This is a genomic window from Candidatus Baltobacteraceae bacterium, assembly GCA_036488875.1.
Classification (GTDB): Bacteria; Vulcanimicrobiota; Vulcanimicrobiia; order Vulcanimicrobiales; family Vulcanimicrobiaceae; genus JAFAHZ01.
The window spans coordinates 44,968-61,437 of the sequence record DASXGW010000005.1; the positions used below are offsets into that span (position 1 = coordinate 44,968).

The following is a 16,470-nucleotide window of genomic DNA, read 5'->3' on the forward strand; positions in this document are numbered from 1 at the left end:
ATGCGCGTTCCGATTTCTTGGCTTCGAGAGTACGTCGATCTGCCGCGCGACACCGATGAGATCGCGCATCGTTTGGCCATGCTCGGCTTTCCCGTCGAGGACGTCGTCAGGCGCCCGAAGATTACCGGCGTGGTCGTCGGAAAAATCGTGCGGCTCGAAAAGCATCCCAACGCCGACCGCCTCCAAGTCGGAACCATCGACGTCGGCAACGAGAAGCCGCTGACGATCGCCACCGCGGCGACCAACGTCGCGGCCGGACAAGTGATTCCGGTGGCGACGATCGGCGCACGGCTGCCGCAGCTGACTATCGAGCCGCGCAAGATGCGCGGCATCGCGTCGGAAGGCATGATGGTCTCGGCCGACGAGCTCGCGCTGCCGTCCGAATGGTTCGAAGACGGCATCATGCAGCTCGAGCCGAACGCAAAAATCGGCGGTCACGTCGTGGCCGCCTACGGACTCGACGACGACGTTCTCGAGGTCGAGGTCACGAGCAATCGGGTCGACGCCATGAGCGTCATCGGCCTCGCGCGCGAGCTCGCCGCTTCGTACGGCGTCGAGCTGCGCTTACCGCCGGCGCCCAATCCCGGTACGCGCGACGAACCCGCAGGTCACGCGGTCGACGTCGCGATCGAATCGCCGGACTGCCGCCGTTTCGTCGCACAGCGCTTCGACGGCATTACTGCGGGACCGGCGCCGGCGTGGATGCGCATTAAGCTGGCGCTTGCGGGGCAGCGACCGATCGGCAAACTCGTCGACGTTTCGAACTACGTCATGCTCGAAACCGGCCAGCCGCTGCACTTTTACGATGCGAAGAAGATCTCGGGGGACCGGCTGATCGTTCGCGACGGACGCGAAGGCGAAAAGACCGTGACGCTCGACGACGTCGAGCGCACGTTGTCGGCGCAGTCGCTGGTGATCGCCGACGACCGGCAAACGCTCTGCTTGGCGGGCTTGATGGGCGCCGCAGCCGGTGAAGTCGACGATTCGACGACCGGCATCGTCCTCGAAGCTGCGAATTTCAACGGCGCGCGCGTTCGGCGCATGAGCAAAGCACTCGGCCTTCGCAGCGAAGCGTCCTCGCGACACGAAAAGTCGCTACCGCTCGCACTGACCGATGCCGGCGCGGCGCGCGCCGCGCAGTTGCTCGTCGAGCTCGGTGCGACGGCGTATCGTCCGCACGCTTTCGGCGACGCGATCGAGCCTCAGCCTCGGATCGAGCTGAAACTGTCCGACGTCAAGCGTCTGCTCGGCATCGACATCCCGGGCGACCGCGTCGCGGCGCATTTGCGTTCGCTGGGCTGCAGTGTCGAACGGCGCGACGGCATGGTCGACGTGACGCCGCCGCCGTGGCGAAACGACCTGACCATTCCAGCCGACGCCATCGAAGAGATCGCGCGAGTCGAAGGCTATGAGAACATTCCCGCGGTCGAGCCGTCCGTGCCCGCGCACGACATCTCGAGCGCGCAGTACGCGCTCGAGAATCGCGTCGCCGCGGAGCTCGATGCGTTGGGATACTACGAGATCGTCACGTACTCGCTGGTCGGGCGCCGCTGGGCGGACTCGGTGGAAGTGCTCGATCCGCTCTCCGAAGATCAGCGCTATCTGCGCACGTCGATACTGCCGGCGATGCTCGAGTACTTCGCAAAATACGACGCACCGGTGCGCGTTTTTGAAGCCGGCCATACTTTTCGAAGCGAGAACGGCCACATCGTCGAGTCGGCGGTCGTAACGTTCGGATTCACGTCCGAGCCTGCCGGCGATCCGGAGTGGTACGACTCGGCGTTTCTCCGGCTCAAAGGCGATGCGGAAGCGCTGCTGCGCCGGGTCACCGGCCGCGATGCCGAGGTGTCGCGCGACGTACGCGAGGGATTCCATCTTGGTAAAACGGGCGTGCTGATCGTCGACGGTCACGAAGTCGCTCAGCTTGGGCGGCTGGATCCGCGCAACACCGCGGCGGCCGGCGTGCGTCTGCCGGCGTATGCCTGCACCGTGCTGCTCGACCGGTTGCCGGAGTACCGCATCCCGCAGTACGTCCCGCCGCCGAAGTTCCCGTCGACCTATCGCGACCTCGCGCTGGAAGTCGACCTCGAGTTAACGGCGGCAGACGTCGAGCGCTCGGTTGCCGAAACCCTAGGACAGATGTGTACCGGCGTCCGGGTGTTCGACGAGTATCGCGGTCCGCAAGTACGAACCGGCCAGAAGAGTCTCGCGGTGAGGATCACCTTGCAGCGCTTCGACGGAACGATCACCGACGAGGAAGCCGACTCGGCCATCGAGCGCGTGCTCGTCGCCCTGCGCGAACGCGGAGCCGTCATCCGTCAGTGATCGGCGCCTTTGCGTGGGCCGATATCGTGATCTTCGCCGTGCTCGCGGTCACGACGTACCGCGGTTACGTGCGCGGATTCATTACCGAGCTGGCCGGGATCGTCGCACTCGTCGCCGCACTGGTCGTTCCTTGGTACTACAACGGCATTCTCGACGGGCCGATCCACAGCGTCACCGGCCTTGCCGTTCCGCTCGCACACGTCGCCGGCATGGCCATTTCGGGAATCGCGGCCTACATCGTCGTCCTGATCGTCGCGAGCTTTCTCTCGCGCGTCAAATCGGTGCCGGTACTGGGGTTAGGCAACGCGCTCGGCGGCGCGGCCGTCGGATTCGCCAAAGGCGCAATCTTAGTGTGGCTCGTTCTTTTCGTCGCCCTGTACTTTCCGCTGACGGTGCCGATTCGATCGAGCCTGCATCAGTCGCGCCTCGCGCCGTTCTTCGTCGCGTTCGACGGGAACATCGACCACGCGGTCATGGCCACGATTCCGGCATTTGCCCTACCTCTGGTATTGCCGTTCTTCAAACGTCACCACGTCTAGTGCGCGCGCGCGCAGATCGTTGCGACGCGCACGATCTCGTCGGACGCTCGCGCTTCGAGCTGCGCCGTCGTCGCCTTATGGCTCGGCGAAGCAACCCATCGCGGCGACCCGCCTGGTCCTTCCGAAAGACCGGCGCCCGCAAGGGGCCCGGGCGTCTCCACGGGAGCCGGCTGTGCGTCCGGATCGGGAGCGGTCGATACGGAGCCAAAGCCCTCCATGAATTTCGGAAAATCCCTCATCATCTTGCCTAGCTCGGCAGTGTCCATCATCCCATAGATCGCGTTGAGCTTTTGCTTCTGCGACGTTTCCACGTTTTGCAGAGCCGCTTTGACGTGGTCGGCAGTCCGCTCGTCATCGGTTTGCGGATTCGCCGGAAATTTCTTGGCATCGGCGAGAAGGCCGTCGATGAGGGCCAGGTTGTGAACCAGCGCCAAGCTGGCATTTTCCGTCTGAAGGCGAGCCACTCCATCGGAAGGGTTGTGCATCATCTTCGTGAGAGCTTGCGCTCCATTGGCGATGACCTGATCGTTTCTTATCAAACCGACTAGCACGGGTGCTACCGTTTGCCGCAGCGTCGTGCAGAGCGCACTTTGCGAATGCACCTCGATGATCTGCTTCGGCGGTGCAGACTCCGAGGGCTGGGGAGTGCTCACCGCTATCGCAAGGAGGATGGCTGCAACCATCGAGACACCTCCCGTCGGCTTAATAGAACCGGCGAACCGCTTCGTTCCACCACGGCCAATCGTGACCGAAAACGCCGGGCCAAATCTCGCAGTGATTCGGGACGCCTTTACTCCATAGCAACGTCGAGAAGTCGCGGTTCTGCTGCACGAGGGAGTCGTGCTCGCCCGTCGCGATCGTCCATTGCACTGCGCGCAGGCGATCGATCCATTCGCCGTTCATATTCGGGACGTACGCCGTCGGACAGTTGAAGTAACAGTTATCGTCCCAATAACCGTTGACGAAACGGTGAATGTCGTAGATTCCCGACAAGCAGACCGCCTTGCTGACGAGCCCTGGATAGCGCGCCGCGAAGTTCGCCGCGTGGTACGCGCCGAAACTGCAGCCGAACACGCCCATGTCGCCTCGGTTTGCGACGTTTTGCACGTGCGGTGCGAACTCGTCGCGCAGATACGCATCGTACTGCGTCTGACGAAGCGCCCGGTACGACGGCGGCGCGCCGTCGTTGTACCAACTCTCGGCGTCGACGGAATCGACGCAAAAGAGCTGAACGAACCCGGCGTCGACTTTATCGGTAAGGTAGCCGACCGTATTCTGGTCTTCGTATTGATGGAAGCTGCCCATCGACGTTGGGAAAAAGATCACCGGGAAGCCGCGGTCCCCGAAGCGCAAGAAATCCATCTGGCGCTGTAAGGACTGGCTAAACCAGGACCCCTGTTGGCGGTTCATCGCTGGCCCGTTTCGGGCGCGCGTAGGGGCGCGCCTTCGTGCCTTGAATCTCCCTCTATGGCACACGCACGCTCGAATCGCATCGGCATCCTCTTCGGTATGGAGGACACCTTCCCGTGGGCTTTGATGAACGCGATCACCACCCGGTCGGCGGGCGAATTCGAGGGGTGTCCGGTAGAGCTTTCCTATCTGCACGACAAGCAGAACTTCAACTATGCGGCGATCCTCGACCGTATCAGCCACGACGTCAAGTTCTATCGCGTATATCTAAAATGCGCCGCCGCACGCGGCGTCGTCGTCGTGAACAATCCGTACTGGTGGACCGCCGACGATAAGTTCTTCAACAACCTCGTCGCCGATTCGGTCGGCGTCGCGACGCCAAAAACCGTACTGCTGCCGCCCAAGGAGCATCCGCCCGGAACGCAAGCGACGTCGTTTCGCAACATGCGCTTCATCAACTGGAGCGAAGTCTTCGGTTACTTAGGGTTCCCGATTTTTATGAAGCCGGCGGACGGCGGCGGATGGCGCGACGTACACAAATGCGACACCCCCGAAGAGTTCTTCGCCGCCTACGACAGCTCGCGCGATCTTTGCATGATGGCGCAAGAGGCGATCGACTTTACCGAGTACTTCCGACTTTACGTACTCGGGCGCTCGCGCGTCCACATCATGCGCTACGATCCCGGTGCGCCGATACACGAGCGTTACGTGAAGGACGCTCCGCCGATTCATCTTGAGATGGAGGCGCGGCTGCGCCGCGACGGTATCGCACTGTGCGAAGCGCTGGGCTACGACATGAATACGGTCGAGTTTGCGGTGCGCGACGGCATTCCGTACGCGATCGACTTCATGAATCCGTCGCCCGATGCCGAACGCGCGTCGGTCGGCGAAGAAAACTTTAACTGGGTCGTCGAGAACATGGCCGACGTGTTGATCGATCGCTGCCGGAATCCGCGGCCGTTCGAAACGACTGGCGTGTGGCCCAAGACGCTCGTCGACGGCAGCGGCTCGGCGCCGATCTCGGTGCATTAGGTAGCGCTGTGACGGCAATCGCGGTGCCCACCTTCACGCTGGGTATCGAAGAAGAGTTCCAGGTCATCGATCCGGAGACGCGCGAGCTGCGCTCGCATCTCGCCGAAATGTTCGCGCAAGGCGAGCAAACCATGGGCGAACAGATCAAGCGCGAGATGCATCAGCCGGTGATCGAGGTCGGCACCAACATCTGCGCCGACATGCGCGACGCGCGTCGAGAAGTGACCAAGCTGCGCACGGAAATCGTGCGGCTCGCGCGGCAAAACGGAATGCGCGTCGCGGCGGCGGGAACGCATCCGTTCACGCACTGGTCGAACGTCGAGATCACCGATCACGAACGCTACGCCAAGCTGATCTACGATCTGCAGATGGTCGCGCGCGCAAACTTGATTTTTGGATTGCACGTTCACGTCGCCGTCGAGGATCCCGACACCCGCATCCACATCATGAACGCCGTGCGGTACTTCTTGCCGCATATTTTTGCGCTCTCGGTGAACTCGCCGTTCTGGTGCGGCACCAACACGGGTTGGAAGAGCTACCGCGCGAAAGTCTTCGAGCGCTTCCCGCGCACCGGCATTCCGGATTACTTCGGCTCGGCGGCGGAGTACGAAGACTTCGTCAAGACGCTGGTCGTGACCGGCTGCATCGACAACGCGAAGAAGATCTGGTGGGACGTGCGTCCTCATCCATTCTTTCCGACGCTCGAATACCGCATCTGCGACGTTCCGATGCGCATCGACGAGACGCTGTGTTTTGCGGCGCTCTTCCAGGCGTTGACGTACAAACTTTACCGTCTGTTCAGCCGCAATCAAGGTTGGCGCCTCTACCGCCGCTCGCTCATTGCCGAGAACAAGCAGCGGGCCGCGCGGTGGGGAATCGACGGAAAGCTCGTCGATTTGGGTAAACGCGTCGAGATTCCCACGGAGTCGCTAATGCAGGAGCTGCTGGCGTTCATCGACGACGTCGTCGACGATCTGGGTTCCCGTGAAGAAGTGAACTACGTCTACGAGATCATCCAGCGGCGAACCGGCGCGGACCGGCAGCTGGCCGTCTACGAACAGACCGGCAGCTTGCAAGCAGTGGTAGACTATATCGTCAGTGAAACGGAACAAGGATTAACGGTTTGAGCGCAACGTTCGCATATCTACGGCCGCAAACGGCGGAGGAAATTCCCACTCCCGGTCCCGAGTTCGTCGACGTCGCCGTGCTCGACATGAATCACGCCCACCACAACGCCGGGCACGATTCGATCGTCGGCCTGGTACGGCGTCTGTCCGCGGATATGGCTTCGAGCCTGGAGTCGGAGCGCCTGACCGTGCGTCTCACGTCGTACGACGTTCGCCGGCTCTCGCTGCTTCCGCGACTGCACGACGGTCCGTCGCTGATTTTGGGAACCGGCGGTCCCGGGCATCTGGATCCGCGACTCAACCGCCGTGACGCCGTCGACGAAGGCGAGATTCTGGAGTCGGCGGAGTGGGAAGAACCGCTCTTCGATTTCTTCGACGCCGTCGACCGGCACGATACCGCGATGTTCTACGCCGTCTGCCATTCGTTCGGTCTGCTCTGCCGGTGGTCCGGAATCGCCGAGCCCACCCTACGCGGCGAGCGAAAGGGCGGGCCCAGCATAGGGATCGTCGATAACGTGCTGACGCCGCAAGCGCTCGAGCATCCTTGGTTCGCGCGCCTCGCGTCACACCTGCCCGACGGCAAACATCTTCCCGTCGTCGACTCGCGCCATTACGACTTAATCCCCACGCGTAAGCGTTTTCCGCGCGGCGTCGTGCCGGTCGCTTTCGAAACGCAAGCCGGCGGCGAGCCGGGCGATGCGCTGACGATGGTCGAGTTCGCGCGCAAGCGCAACGGCACGCCGCGCGTCTTCGCGGTGAACCATCATCCGGAGATTCCCGACGCCGCCGAGCTCTCCGAACTGCTCGAACGCAAGCTGCGCGAAGGCGAAGTCTCGCAAGACTGGTATGCGAGCCGAGCCGCGCTGGTCGAACGGCTGCAGCGCAACGATCACAGCGAGCCGGCGCGGCTGCTCGCCGCGGGTTATTCGTTCGCGTTTTTGGTGCGTGACGGTCTGAAGGATCTCATCGAAGATCGCAGGCAGCGGCGTGGACGCACGGTATCGAGCGCTCTTTAACGCCGGCTACACGGACGATCTCTATCGGCGGTATATCGCCGATTTTTTCCGGCGCTGCGACTGTCCGACCGACATGCAGATCGCCGAGACGCCGGTTTTTCTCCCCGCGAAGCTGCGCGAACGCTGCGAGCGCGCCGGCGCCGAAATCCTCGCGCAACTCTGCGACCCTGCGCGCATCTCCAAAATGCGCGCCGCTATTGCGCCGCGGTGGGACACGCCGGGCGAAACTTCGCTGCCCACGTTTTGCATCATCGACTTCGCACTCACCGAGGACACCAACGGCGAACTGGCGCCGAAGCTCATCGAACTGCAAGGTTTTCCGACGCTCATCGGTTACGAAACGATGCAGCGCGACGCCTGGAACGAAGCTCTGCAATCGATCGGCGGGTTGGAGCTGGATTGGACGTGCTGGTTTTCGGGACTAAGCCGCGACGCGTTTATCGCTTTAGCTAAACGCGTCATTCTCGGCGACAAGGATCCGGAAAACGTCGTCCTCATGGATTTCGATCCGCCGGCGCAAAAGACGTATCCCGACTTCATCGCGAGCAAGGTGCTGTTCGGAATCGACTCGGTCTGCCCGACCTCGTTGACCAAGCGCGGCCGGCGTCTGTTTCGAAAGACTGACAACGGTAAAGACGTTCCCGTCGAGCGCATCTACAACCGCGTGATCTTCGATGAGCTCGAACGCAAGAACGTGACCTTGGCTTGGGATTTTCGCGACGACCTCGACGTAGAATGGACGCCCCATCCGAACTGGTTCTGGACCTGGTCGAAGTTCTCGCTGCCCTTTCTCGACCACCCGGCGGCCCCGCGCGCTACGCTCGTTTCGCACCTCGACGATTTACCGGCGCACGTCACCGAGGGCTTCGTGACCGAAAACTACGTGCTCAAACCGTTGTTCTCGTTCGCGGGTGCCGGCGTCAACGTTTCGCCGACCGCGGCGGACGTCGCGGCGATTCCCGCGGATCAACGCGATGGCTGGTGCCTGCAAGAGAAGATCGCGTATGCGCCCGCGCTGCGGGCAGCCGATGGCGGAAGCGGCGTGAAGGTTGAGCTGAGGATGATTTACTTGCGGCCCGACGACGCGCCGGAGTTTACGCTCGCGCAGAACCTATGCCGCCTGTCGCGCGGCGCAATGATGGGTGTCGACCACAACAAGAAGCATCGTTGGGTGGGTTCGTCGATCGCCCTCTGGCCGGCGAGCGAGAGCGGATGAGCGTCGACTGGGGCGTCGTCTTTGGCTTGACGGGTCTCGCCGTCGGCAGCCTCTCGCTGGTCTACGCCCGCACTCAGGCGATTCACGCTCGGCGTCAAGCCGATGCCGCACATTTATCTACTACGCTTCAGTTACAGCGCGAAATGAGCGATCGAATTTTCCAACACCGTGCGGCGCTGATACGCGATCCGTCGGTCGCCAAAGCCTACTACGAGGCCATCCCCCATTTCGCGAAGCTTCTGGACGAAGGCGCCGTGGGGATCGAGGGTATCACCACGATTCGCAACGCGATCGACGGTTTCCAAGACGTTTACTTCCTCCGCAAACGCGGGATCATCGAGGAGTACCACTGGCGTGCCTGGTATTCGGCATTCGCGGTACTCGCGCGTTCGCCGGTGATGCGCATCGTTTACGACGCCGCCATCGCGCGCAGCGCACTCGATCCCGAATTCGCGGCGTACTTCGCGCCGTTGCTCGACCTTCAACCGCTCGCCGATCCAAAAGGAAAATAAAGCATGTGGAAGCGGAGCCGTACGATATGCACCCTCGCTCTCGCGCTGGGAGTCGTGCCGATCGCATGCGCGGCTTCTTCGGGCCCCGATCTTTCGCAAGCCTACAACGGCTTCGGATTCGCGCTCTTCGCGAACCTGGCCAAGGAAAACGCCGGCAAAAATACCTTCATTTCGCCGACGAGCATCGCGCTCGCGCTCGCGATCGCGTCCAACGGGGCGGCCGGAAACACCCGCGCGTCGATGCTGAAAACGCTCGGCGCGCCAGGCGCGTCGATCGAAGAATTCGATGCTTCCAATAAAGCGCTGATGGCGGAGCTGACGAATCCGGGCAGCGATCTTCAGTTCACGATCGCTAACGCATTGTGGGTCAACAAGCAGTTTTCGATCGTGCCGGCGTTCGTCACGACGAGCCGCGACGTCTTCTCGGCAACCGCGCAAGACTTGCCGTTCGGTGAGTCGAGTGCGGCACAAACGATCAACGATTGGGTCAATAAGAACACGAACGGGCGGATTCCCGAGATCGTCGATTCCACCGATCCTAACGACGTGCTCGTGATCACCAACGCGATCGCCATGAAAGCCAAATGGCTCGCACCGTTTCAAAAAGACGATACGCACGACGCGCCGTTCGAGACGGGGTCCGGCGGTCACGTGACCGTCTCCATGATGTCGAGCAACGGCGGTTTCGAGTATGCCGATCGCGACGGCTGGCAGGTGGCACGGCTCCCGTATCGCGGCAACCGCTTCGCGATGTACGTTTTGCTTCCGCACGAGGGAACGGCGCTGGGGGGCGTGCTGAACGCCTTCGACCGGGCCACCTTCGACCGCCTGACGTCCGGCCTGCCGGACCAGCGCATCGCCTTCGCGATGCCGCGTTACACCGCGACCTTCAAGGCCGAGCTCAACGCGCCGCTCTCGCGGCTGGGCATGGCTGGGGCCTTTGAACCGGGCGCCGCCGACTTCAGCCGTCTCGTAGCCCCGCCCCAGCGGGCCTTCATCAGCCTGGTGGTCCACCGCGCCTTCGTCCGCGTCGACGAGGAAGGCACCGAGGCGGCAGCCGCCACCGCGGTCACGATGCGGGCAACGGCCATCATGATGCCGCCCGAAAAGCGGATGATCGTCGACCGCCCCTTCCTGATGGCCATCCGGGACGACCGCACGAAGCAGATCCTCTTCCTGGGAGCGATCTACGACCCGGGGAAACCTGAGTAACCAGAGGCTAAACTAGGCCCTTGGACCCGCCGATGGTCGTATTAGGGCAGAAGGATCTGCCCAGTTAACGGTATTCCCTTTGGGGTCGCGATCAAGGAGGAAACGAGCGCGATGTCTGACGGTTTGAGCATTGCCAACAATCTGCTCGCCAATAGCGTCCAGTTAAATCTGGACAGCAATCAGAAGCAGTTACAAAACACCGTTACGCAGCTCTCGTCGGGCTTGCGGATCAATTCCGCCGCGGACGACCCGTCGGGCCTCGCGATCGCGACCAATCTGCAGACCAAAGCCGACGGTTTCAATCAAGCCGCGCAAAACGTGCAGAACGCGAACAACGCCACTCAAGTCGCGCTCGGTGCCCTCACGTCGACGACCAACATCTTGCAGCGCATCCGCAGTCTCGCCGTCGAAGCCGCGTCGGACATCAACAGCAACAACGACCGGCTCAACCTGCAGACCGAGGTCACGCAGTTGCTGCTGGAAGTCAACCGCATCTCGCAAAACACGAACTTCAACGGGCAGCCGCTGCTCGACGGCTCGCACGCCGGATTCCAATCCGAACAGGACGCGTTTCTTACGGTTACGGCCAACACCGCGCTCGCGACGAACGGCGCAAAGGCTAGCGTCAACGGCGTGAACTACGGCTTCTTGGTCGCTTCCGCGACGCCGTTTGCGGTCGGCGGTACCAACTACTTCAACACCACTCCGGGCGGCACGTATACGGGCGTTTTCGGTCTCGGGAACGGCGGCGGCGATCAGGCAACGGTCGACGGCACGCTCGAACTGCAAGTCGTGAATACCGGCATCTCAATCGCCGTCCAAGAGACGTTCATCGAGAGCGCTACGGGCCTCATATGCGTATCGAGCACCCTGTTCGGCCCCAGCGCAGCGACGGCGACCAAGCGAAACATCCTGAACAACGTCGTCGGCGCGCAGGGAGTGAGCGGGTTCGATAACGTCGTCATCACGCTGGGCGCGATAACCACCGCCGACGTTGGTACCACCGCGTACATCAAGATCAGTCAAAACGTCGCGGCCCTGACCAACCCGAACAATCCCGCCTTTAACTTCCAGTCGGGTTCCGACGAAGGCGACGTGATTCAGGTGGGCATCGAAGCGACCAACACGTCGACCTTGCGCATCTCGAACGTCAATCTCGCGATCTCGTCGGCCAACAATCCGTCGCTCGGTGCCGAAGACACCATCGGGCAGATCGATAACGCTCTACAGCGCTTGTTGAACCAGCAGGCGCAGCTCGGCGCGGTCGTCGTCCGCTTGAATATCGACGAAGACTCCGACAACGTCGCCGCAACGAATCTGCAGGCGGCCGAGTCGAACATTCGCGACCTTAACGTCGGCCAGGCGACCACCCAGTTTACCAAGCTGCAGATCCTCGTTCAGGTCGGCACGTCGGTGCTGGCGCAGAGCAACGCCAACGCGCAATCGGTACTGACGCTCTTCCGTTAAGCCGAAACTAAGCCGAAACCGGCTTGCGCGCGGCTAACTCCTCGATCGCCGCGCGCGTGCCGGCGCCCGGCGTCGCGCTCGCCTCGAGATCCGCGAGCGTCAACTCGATCGCGCCGATTGCGCCGATGACGTCGCCTTCGCTCACGTCGCCCATCGTACCGAAGCGGACGATCTTGCCAGCAAACTCGCCTTGACCGCCCGAAAGCACGACGCCGTAGCGCTCCCGTAAGCGCTTGAGGAACGCCGTCGCATCGACACCGTCGGGGGGATAGGCGGCGATCACCGTCACCGAATGCGCGCCGGGACGGGAGAAGATCGTAAAGCCGAGAGCTTCGAGCGCCGCACGTACCGCGCTCGCATAGCGCGCGTGACGCTTACACACCGCCTCTTGTCCCTCGGCGTGATAGCGATCGAGCGCCACTTCGAGCGCATAAATAATCGATATCGGCGGCGTCCACGGCGTCTGACCGGACTTGGCAAACTCGCGTGCTTTCCGCGCGTCGAAGTAAAAGCGCGGAACCGCGCTGCGCTCCATGCGCTCCCACGCGCGCTGGCTCGCGGCGAACATCGCGATGCCCGGCGGAGCGGCAAACGCTTTCTGCGAGGCGGTAACGACCACGTCGTAACCCCAATCGTCCATCCGAAAATCCGACGCGCCGAGACCGCTGATCGAATCGACCAGCGTGATCGCGCCGTGCGCGCGAAGAATCGGCGCGAGTGCGGCCATGTCGTTCTGCACGCCGGTGGACGTCTCGTTATGCGTCAACAGCACGCCCGCGATACGCTTACCGCCGTCGGCTTCGAGTCGCGCCGCAAGCGCCTGCGGATCGAGTGCCGCTCCGGCCGGCGTGTCGAGCGTTTCCACGACGCAGCCGTACGTTTGCGCGATCGACGCAAAGCGTTTACCAAAAACGCCGATCGGACACGACAGCACGACGTCGCCGGGTGAAAAGAGATTGACGAACGCCGCCTCCATCGCGCCGGTTCCCGACGATCCCAGCAACACGACGTCGCCGTTGGTCCCGAAGACGGGACCTAGTCCGCGCTCGATACGCGCGAGCATCTCCGCAAACTCCGGACCGCGATGGTTGATCATCGGCCGCGCCATCGCTTCCAGCACGGGCTGGGCGACCGGGACGGGGCCGGGGAGCAGCAGCAGCGACTTTTTCATGGCTAGCGTTTACGCGCTAGCGACCGCCTTTTCCGCTCCCCGGAGCGAACGCGTTTGAGCACGCCGTTGCGCCGAATGGGAACGACGTTGCTTGCCCGGCCGGTGTCGTTTCCAAGTGGAACCGGCGTGATCAGCCGCTTACCGAGCGCGTGGTGCAAGACTTCCGAGAGCTCCTCAACCGTGACGAACGTCATGGAGTCGCGGACTTCTTTCGGAATGTCCTCGAGATCGGCCTCGTTACGCTTGGGCAGCAGAATCTTCGCGATTCCGGCACGCTTTGCGCCGAGCACTTTCTCTTTGAGGCCGCCGATCGGCAGCACTTGCCCCGTTAGCGTGATCTCGCCGGTCATCGCGAGACTGGGATCGACTTTGAGCCCCGTCAACGTCGAAGCGATCGCCGTCGCGAGCGCGATGCCGGCCGACGGACCGTCCTTGGGCGTCGCACCGGCGGGAACGTGCACGTGGATATCGTGCTTGGCGAAGTAATCTTCCGCCAAGCCCAGTTCGCTCGAGCGCGAACGCAGGAACGAGACGGCAGCTTGGGCGCTTTCTTTCATCACGTCGCCCAGCTGGCCGGTAAGCACGAGCTTGCCCGAGCCCGGCATCGCCTGGGTCTCGATGAAGAGAATGTCGCCGCCCACCGGCGTCCAGAACATGCCCGTCGACACGCCGATCGACGCCGTGCGCTTGCGCACTTCGTTGAAAAAGCGCTGCCGGCTGAGATACTCCACCAAGTTCTCAGGCTTGACGCGCGCCTTGTAGCGTGGATGCTCGGCGATCTTGCGCGCGATCTTCCGGAAGACCGTGCCGATCTCGCGCTCGAGATTGCGAACGCCCGCCTCGCGCGTGTAATCGGTGATGATCGTGCGCAGCGCGGTGTCGCCGATCTGCGCCTGCGTCTCCTTGAGACCGTTGGCCTTGCGCTGCTTCTTGATCAAATAGCGCTTGGCAATTTGGAGCTTTTCGAGCTCGGTGTAGCCCGAGAGCTGGATGATCTCCATGCGATCGCGCAGCGGCGGCGAGATCGTATCGAGGTTATTGGCGGTGCAGATAAAGAGCACCGACGAAAGATCGAACGGCAAATCGAGGTAGTGATCGCGGAAGTTGTTGTTTTGTTCGGGATCGAGCACCTCGAGGAGCGCGGACTGCGGATCGCCGCGGAAATCGGCGCCCACTTTGTCGATCTCGTCGATCATCATTACCGGATTGCGCGTGCCGGCATCGCGGATCGCGCGAACGATCGTGCCCGGCATCGCGCCGATGTAGGTGCGGCGATGGCCGCGAATCTCGGCCTCGTCGCGCACGCCGCCGACGGACAGGCGCACGAACTTACGTCCCATCGCTCGCGCGATCGACTGACCGAGCGACGTCTTACCGACGCCCGGCGGTCCGACGAAGCACAGAATCGGCCCGGTCAGCTTCTTCTTGAGCTTGCCGACGGCCAAGTACTCGATGATGCGATCTTTGATTTTCTCGAGATCGTAGTGATCTTCGTCGAGGATGCGCCGCGCCGCGGTAATATCCATATGGTCGGTCGTTTCGTTCTTCCACGGCAACGTCACGAGCCAATCGAGGTACGTGCGGATCACGCTGAACTCAGGACTCGCCTGCGGCACTTTGGAAAGACGGTCGAGCTCGCGATCCGCCGATTTCTTGACTTCCTCGGGCATCTGCGCGGCATCGATCTTTTCGCGCAGCTCGTTGGTTTCGGCTTGCTGCGGATCGACTTCGCCGAGCTCTTCCTGAATCGCGCGCAGCTGTTGGCGCAGGTAGAACTCGCGCTGGTTCTTTTCCATCTCGCGCTGGATGTCGCTCTGAATCTTGTGACCCAGCTCGACGACCTCGAGCTCTTTGGTGAGCAAGAGGGTCAGCTTGCGCATGCGCTTGGCGGTGTCGCGCTCTTCGAGCAGCGCTTGCCGATCGGACGTCTCGAGCCGCATCGTCGACGCGACGAAGTAGGTCAGCACCGCGGGATCGGTGATGTTCTGAACGTCCATCTCCATCTCGCGCGGAGCTTGCGGCAGGTACGAGAGCAATTTCGAGAATAGGCCTGCCAGATTGCGCTGCATCGCGACGAGCTGCTCGTTCTCGACGGTCACGTCGGGCAGCTCCGCGTAGGCCGCAACCATATAGGGCGATACTTGCGTGAACTGCTCGATCTTGAAGACGCTCTGTCCGGCCACGATGCATCGCAGCGTGCCGTCGGGAACCTTCAACATCTTCTGAATGATGCCGATCGTGCCGACGCGTTGAACGTCGTCGGGGCCGGGATTGTCGACGTCGCGATCCTTGAGCACGGTCAGGCCGATCGGCTTGCCCTCGCGAAGCGCTTCCTCGACGAGTTGAATGCCCGGCTTCTTGACGACGGCCAGCGGAATGACGGTGTGCGGAAACAGCACCGCTTCCTGCAGCGGCAGAATGCCGATCAAGTTGGCGGGAACGATTTTCGATTCTGATTTGCTGGGCATGCGATTAGGAATGTGTCCTCTTTACCAGGATATGGAGCTCCGTCCGCATCGTGGGGCGGTAAGCGGTCGCTGAGATCGGCAATGCGACGACGAGAAAACCGCCGTCGTAGCTTGCCGCAACGCCTTCGTATTCCACTGCCACCGGGAGCGCGATGCGCTTGACGAAATCGCCGTAGACGATCTCTTTTTGCGCGAACGAGCCGCGCCGCAAACGAATCGCTTCGAGCCTGCGCCCGGCGATGAACAGACGCTGGTCTTCCACGCCGATTCGCAGCGAATCGGCGTCGGCGCCGGCGATCTCGACGACCGCCACGACGCGGCCGCCGTCTTCGTCGACGAACACGTCGGCGTTGGGTTCGAAAGTGCCCGCACGGGCCCGCAATACGAAATCCATGATGTGTCTTGAGCCTTAGACCCCTTATCTTAGCACTCGGATGCGCCGGGTGCTAATGCGGGCTGTCCTTTCCCTATATCTGGGGGTCGGGGAGCGCCCGCCCGGCCGGCCAGACCACGCATGGCTCCAGCTCGATCCGCAGCGTCTCGAGCGCCGTCGCGACGATCTGGACCTTGAAGAACTGGTTGTACTTGGTCGCGACGCCATGGATCATCTGCGGCGGGAACTGGCTGACGTTGGCCCCCGGCACGTGCGTGGAGGAGAGGACCTGATTCATCTGACCGGCGGCCGCGCCGGACATGTAGGCCTGGGTCCGCTGCCCGAGCCACGTCGACCCGTCCTGGAGCGTGTAGAGAAACCCAATGGTCTCACCGGGCATCATCGAGGCCGTGGACACGACCTTGTCGATTCGGACGATCTGGTTGGCGCGCGTTACGGGCTGCTGGAGCACGCGGGGTACCGGCCGCGATGAGTCCAGGCACGGCCCGGTTCCGAGGGGCTCGAGTGCCGAGCCAGGGGCGGGTTGTGCCGCCGGCGCCTGCGCGAGCGTAATGGCCGCAAGAAGAATCGCTGCAAACATG

Annotated in this window: 15 protein-coding genes; 9 read left to right on the forward strand and 6 right to left on the reverse strand. The window is 62.5% G+C overall.

Annotation, left to right across the window (positions count from 1 at the left end; genetic code table 11):
- Together pheT and VGG89_08835 are read left to right on the forward strand one after the other, a co-directional pair.
- Complete coding sequence (pheT, locus tag VGG89_08830) at positions 1-2,325, forward strand: phenylalanine--tRNA ligase subunit beta (protein ID HEY1976636.1); 2,325 nt, start codon at positions 1-3, stop codon at positions 2,323-2,325.
- Positions 2,322-2,864, forward strand: coding sequence for a CvpA family protein (locus VGG89_08835; GenBank protein HEY1976637.1), 543 nt, complete (start codon positions 2,322-2,324; stop codon positions 2,862-2,864). The genes pheT and VGG89_08835 overlap by 4 nt, the downstream gene beginning before the upstream one ends.
- On the opposite strand, the gene VGG89_08840 is transcribed toward VGG89_08835, so the two are convergent.
- Entirely contained in the window at positions 2,861-3,547 is a 687-nt protein-coding gene (locus VGG89_08840) for a hypothetical protein (GenBank protein ID HEY1976638.1), read from the reverse strand. The two genes, VGG89_08835 and VGG89_08840, sit on opposite strands and share 4 nt — an antisense overlap.
- A 19-nt stretch (positions 3,548-3,566) precedes the next feature.
- Positions 3,567-4,274: an alpha/beta hydrolase-fold protein gene (locus VGG89_08845; protein ID HEY1976639.1), complete on the reverse strand. Its 708-nt coding sequence runs from the start codon at positions 4,272-4,274 to the stop codon at positions 3,567-3,569.
- A gap of 57 nt (positions 4,275-4,331) precedes the next feature.
- Here VGG89_08845 and VGG89_08850 point away from each other — a divergent pair, with 57 nt between their 5' ends.
- The 7 genes from VGG89_08850 to VGG89_08880 all read left to right on the forward strand — a co-directional run bounded on the left by VGG89_08850 (position 4,332) and on the right by VGG89_08880 (position 11,856).
- A complete protein-coding gene (locus VGG89_08850) occupies positions 4,332-5,306 on the forward strand; it encodes a hypothetical protein (protein ID HEY1976640.1) in 975 nt (324 codons plus the stop codon).
- 8 nt (positions 5,307-5,314) lie between these two features.
- The gene (locus tag VGG89_08855; GenBank protein ID HEY1976641.1) at positions 5,315-6,433 is read left to right on the forward strand and encodes a carboxylate-amine ligase; all 1,119 of its coding nucleotides are present in this window, start codon (positions 5,315-5,317) and stop codon (positions 6,431-6,433) included.
- On the forward strand, positions 6,430-7,449 hold the full coding sequence (locus VGG89_08860) for a hypothetical protein (protein HEY1976642.1): 1,020 nt from the start codon (positions 6,430-6,432) through the stop codon (positions 7,447-7,449). The genes VGG89_08855 and VGG89_08860 overlap by 4 nt, the downstream gene beginning before the upstream one ends.
- Positions 7,421-8,665, forward strand: coding sequence for a hypothetical protein (locus tag VGG89_08865; GenBank protein HEY1976643.1), 1,245 nt, complete (start codon positions 7,421-7,423; stop codon positions 8,663-8,665). The genes VGG89_08860 and VGG89_08865 overlap by 29 nt, the downstream gene beginning before the upstream one ends.
- Complete coding sequence (locus VGG89_08870) at positions 8,662-9,177, forward strand: hypothetical protein (protein ID HEY1976644.1); 516 nt, start codon at positions 8,662-8,664, stop codon at positions 9,175-9,177. The genes VGG89_08865 and VGG89_08870 overlap by 4 nt, the downstream gene beginning before the upstream one ends.
- A gap of 3 nt (positions 9,178-9,180) precedes the next feature.
- Positions 9,181-10,389: a serpin family protein gene (locus VGG89_08875; protein HEY1976645.1), complete on the forward strand. Its 1,209-nt coding sequence runs from the start codon at positions 9,181-9,183 to the stop codon at positions 10,387-10,389.
- 111 nt (positions 10,390-10,500) lie between these two features.
- Positions 10,501-11,856, forward strand: a complete 1,356-nt coding sequence (locus VGG89_08880) for a flagellin (protein ID HEY1976646.1) — start codon at positions 10,501-10,503, stop codon at positions 11,854-11,856.
- Between the two features lie 7 nt (positions 11,857-11,863).
- On the opposite strand, the gene VGG89_08885 is transcribed toward VGG89_08880, so the two are convergent.
- From VGG89_08885 to VGG89_08900, 4 genes are all read right to left on the reverse strand, one after another.
- The gene (locus VGG89_08885; GenBank protein HEY1976647.1) at positions 11,864-13,027 is read right to left on the reverse strand and encodes an alanine--glyoxylate aminotransferase family protein; all 1,164 of its coding nucleotides are present in this window, start codon (positions 13,025-13,027) and stop codon (positions 11,864-11,866) included.
- Positions 13,028-13,029: 2 nt separating this feature from the next.
- Positions 13,030-15,495, reverse strand: coding sequence for an endopeptidase La (gene lon / locus VGG89_08890; protein HEY1976648.1), 2,466 nt, complete (start codon positions 15,493-15,495; stop codon positions 13,030-13,032).
- Positions 15,496-15,499: 4 nt separating this feature from the next.
- Positions 15,500-15,889, reverse strand: coding sequence for an Hsp20/alpha crystallin family protein (locus VGG89_08895; GenBank protein ID HEY1976649.1), 390 nt, complete (start codon positions 15,887-15,889; stop codon positions 15,500-15,502).
- Between the two features lie 73 nt (positions 15,890-15,962).
- On the reverse strand, positions 15,963-16,469 hold the full coding sequence (locus tag VGG89_08900; GenBank protein ID HEY1976650.1) for a hypothetical protein: 507 nt from the start codon (positions 16,467-16,469) through the stop codon (positions 15,963-15,965).
- Position 16,470 lies beyond the last annotated feature (1 nt).

Coding starts and splice junctions, on each gene's coding strand:
- VGG89_08885 (HEY1976647.1), bottom strand. CDS start 13,027: ATGAAAAAGTCGCTGCTGCTGCTCCCCGGCCCCGTCCCGGTCGCCCAG.
- VGG89_08840 (HEY1976638.1), bottom strand. CDS start 3,547: ATGGTTGCAGCCATCCTCCTTGCGATAGCGGTGAGCACTCCCCAGCCC.
- VGG89_08900 (HEY1976650.1), bottom strand. CDS start 16,469: ATGTTTGCAGCGATTCTTCTTGCGGCCATTACGCTCGCGCAGGCGCCG.
- VGG89_08895 (HEY1976649.1), bottom strand. CDS start 15,889: ATGGATTTCGTATTGCGGGCCCGTGCGGGCACTTTCGAACCCAACGCC.
- lon (HEY1976648.1), bottom strand. CDS start 15,495: ATGCCCAGCAAATCAGAATCGAAAATCGTTCCCGCCAACTTGATCGGC.
- VGG89_08875 (HEY1976645.1), top strand. CDS start 9,181: ATGTGGAAGCGGAGCCGTACGATATGCACCCTCGCTCTCGCGCTGGGA.
- VGG89_08880 (HEY1976646.1), top strand. CDS start 10,501: ATGTCTGACGGTTTGAGCATTGCCAACAATCTGCTCGCCAATAGCGTC.
- pheT (HEY1976636.1), top strand. CDS start 1: ATGCGCGTTCCGATTTCTTGGCTTCGAGAGTACGTCGATCTGCCGCGC.
- VGG89_08870 (HEY1976644.1), top strand. CDS start 8,662: ATGAGCGTCGACTGGGGCGTCGTCTTTGGCTTGACGGGTCTCGCCGTC.
- VGG89_08845 (HEY1976639.1), bottom strand. CDS start 4,274: ATGAACCGCCAACAGGGGTCCTGGTTTAGCCAGTCCTTACAGCGCCAG.
- VGG89_08850 (HEY1976640.1), top strand. CDS start 4,332: ATGGCACACGCACGCTCGAATCGCATCGGCATCCTCTTCGGTATGGAG.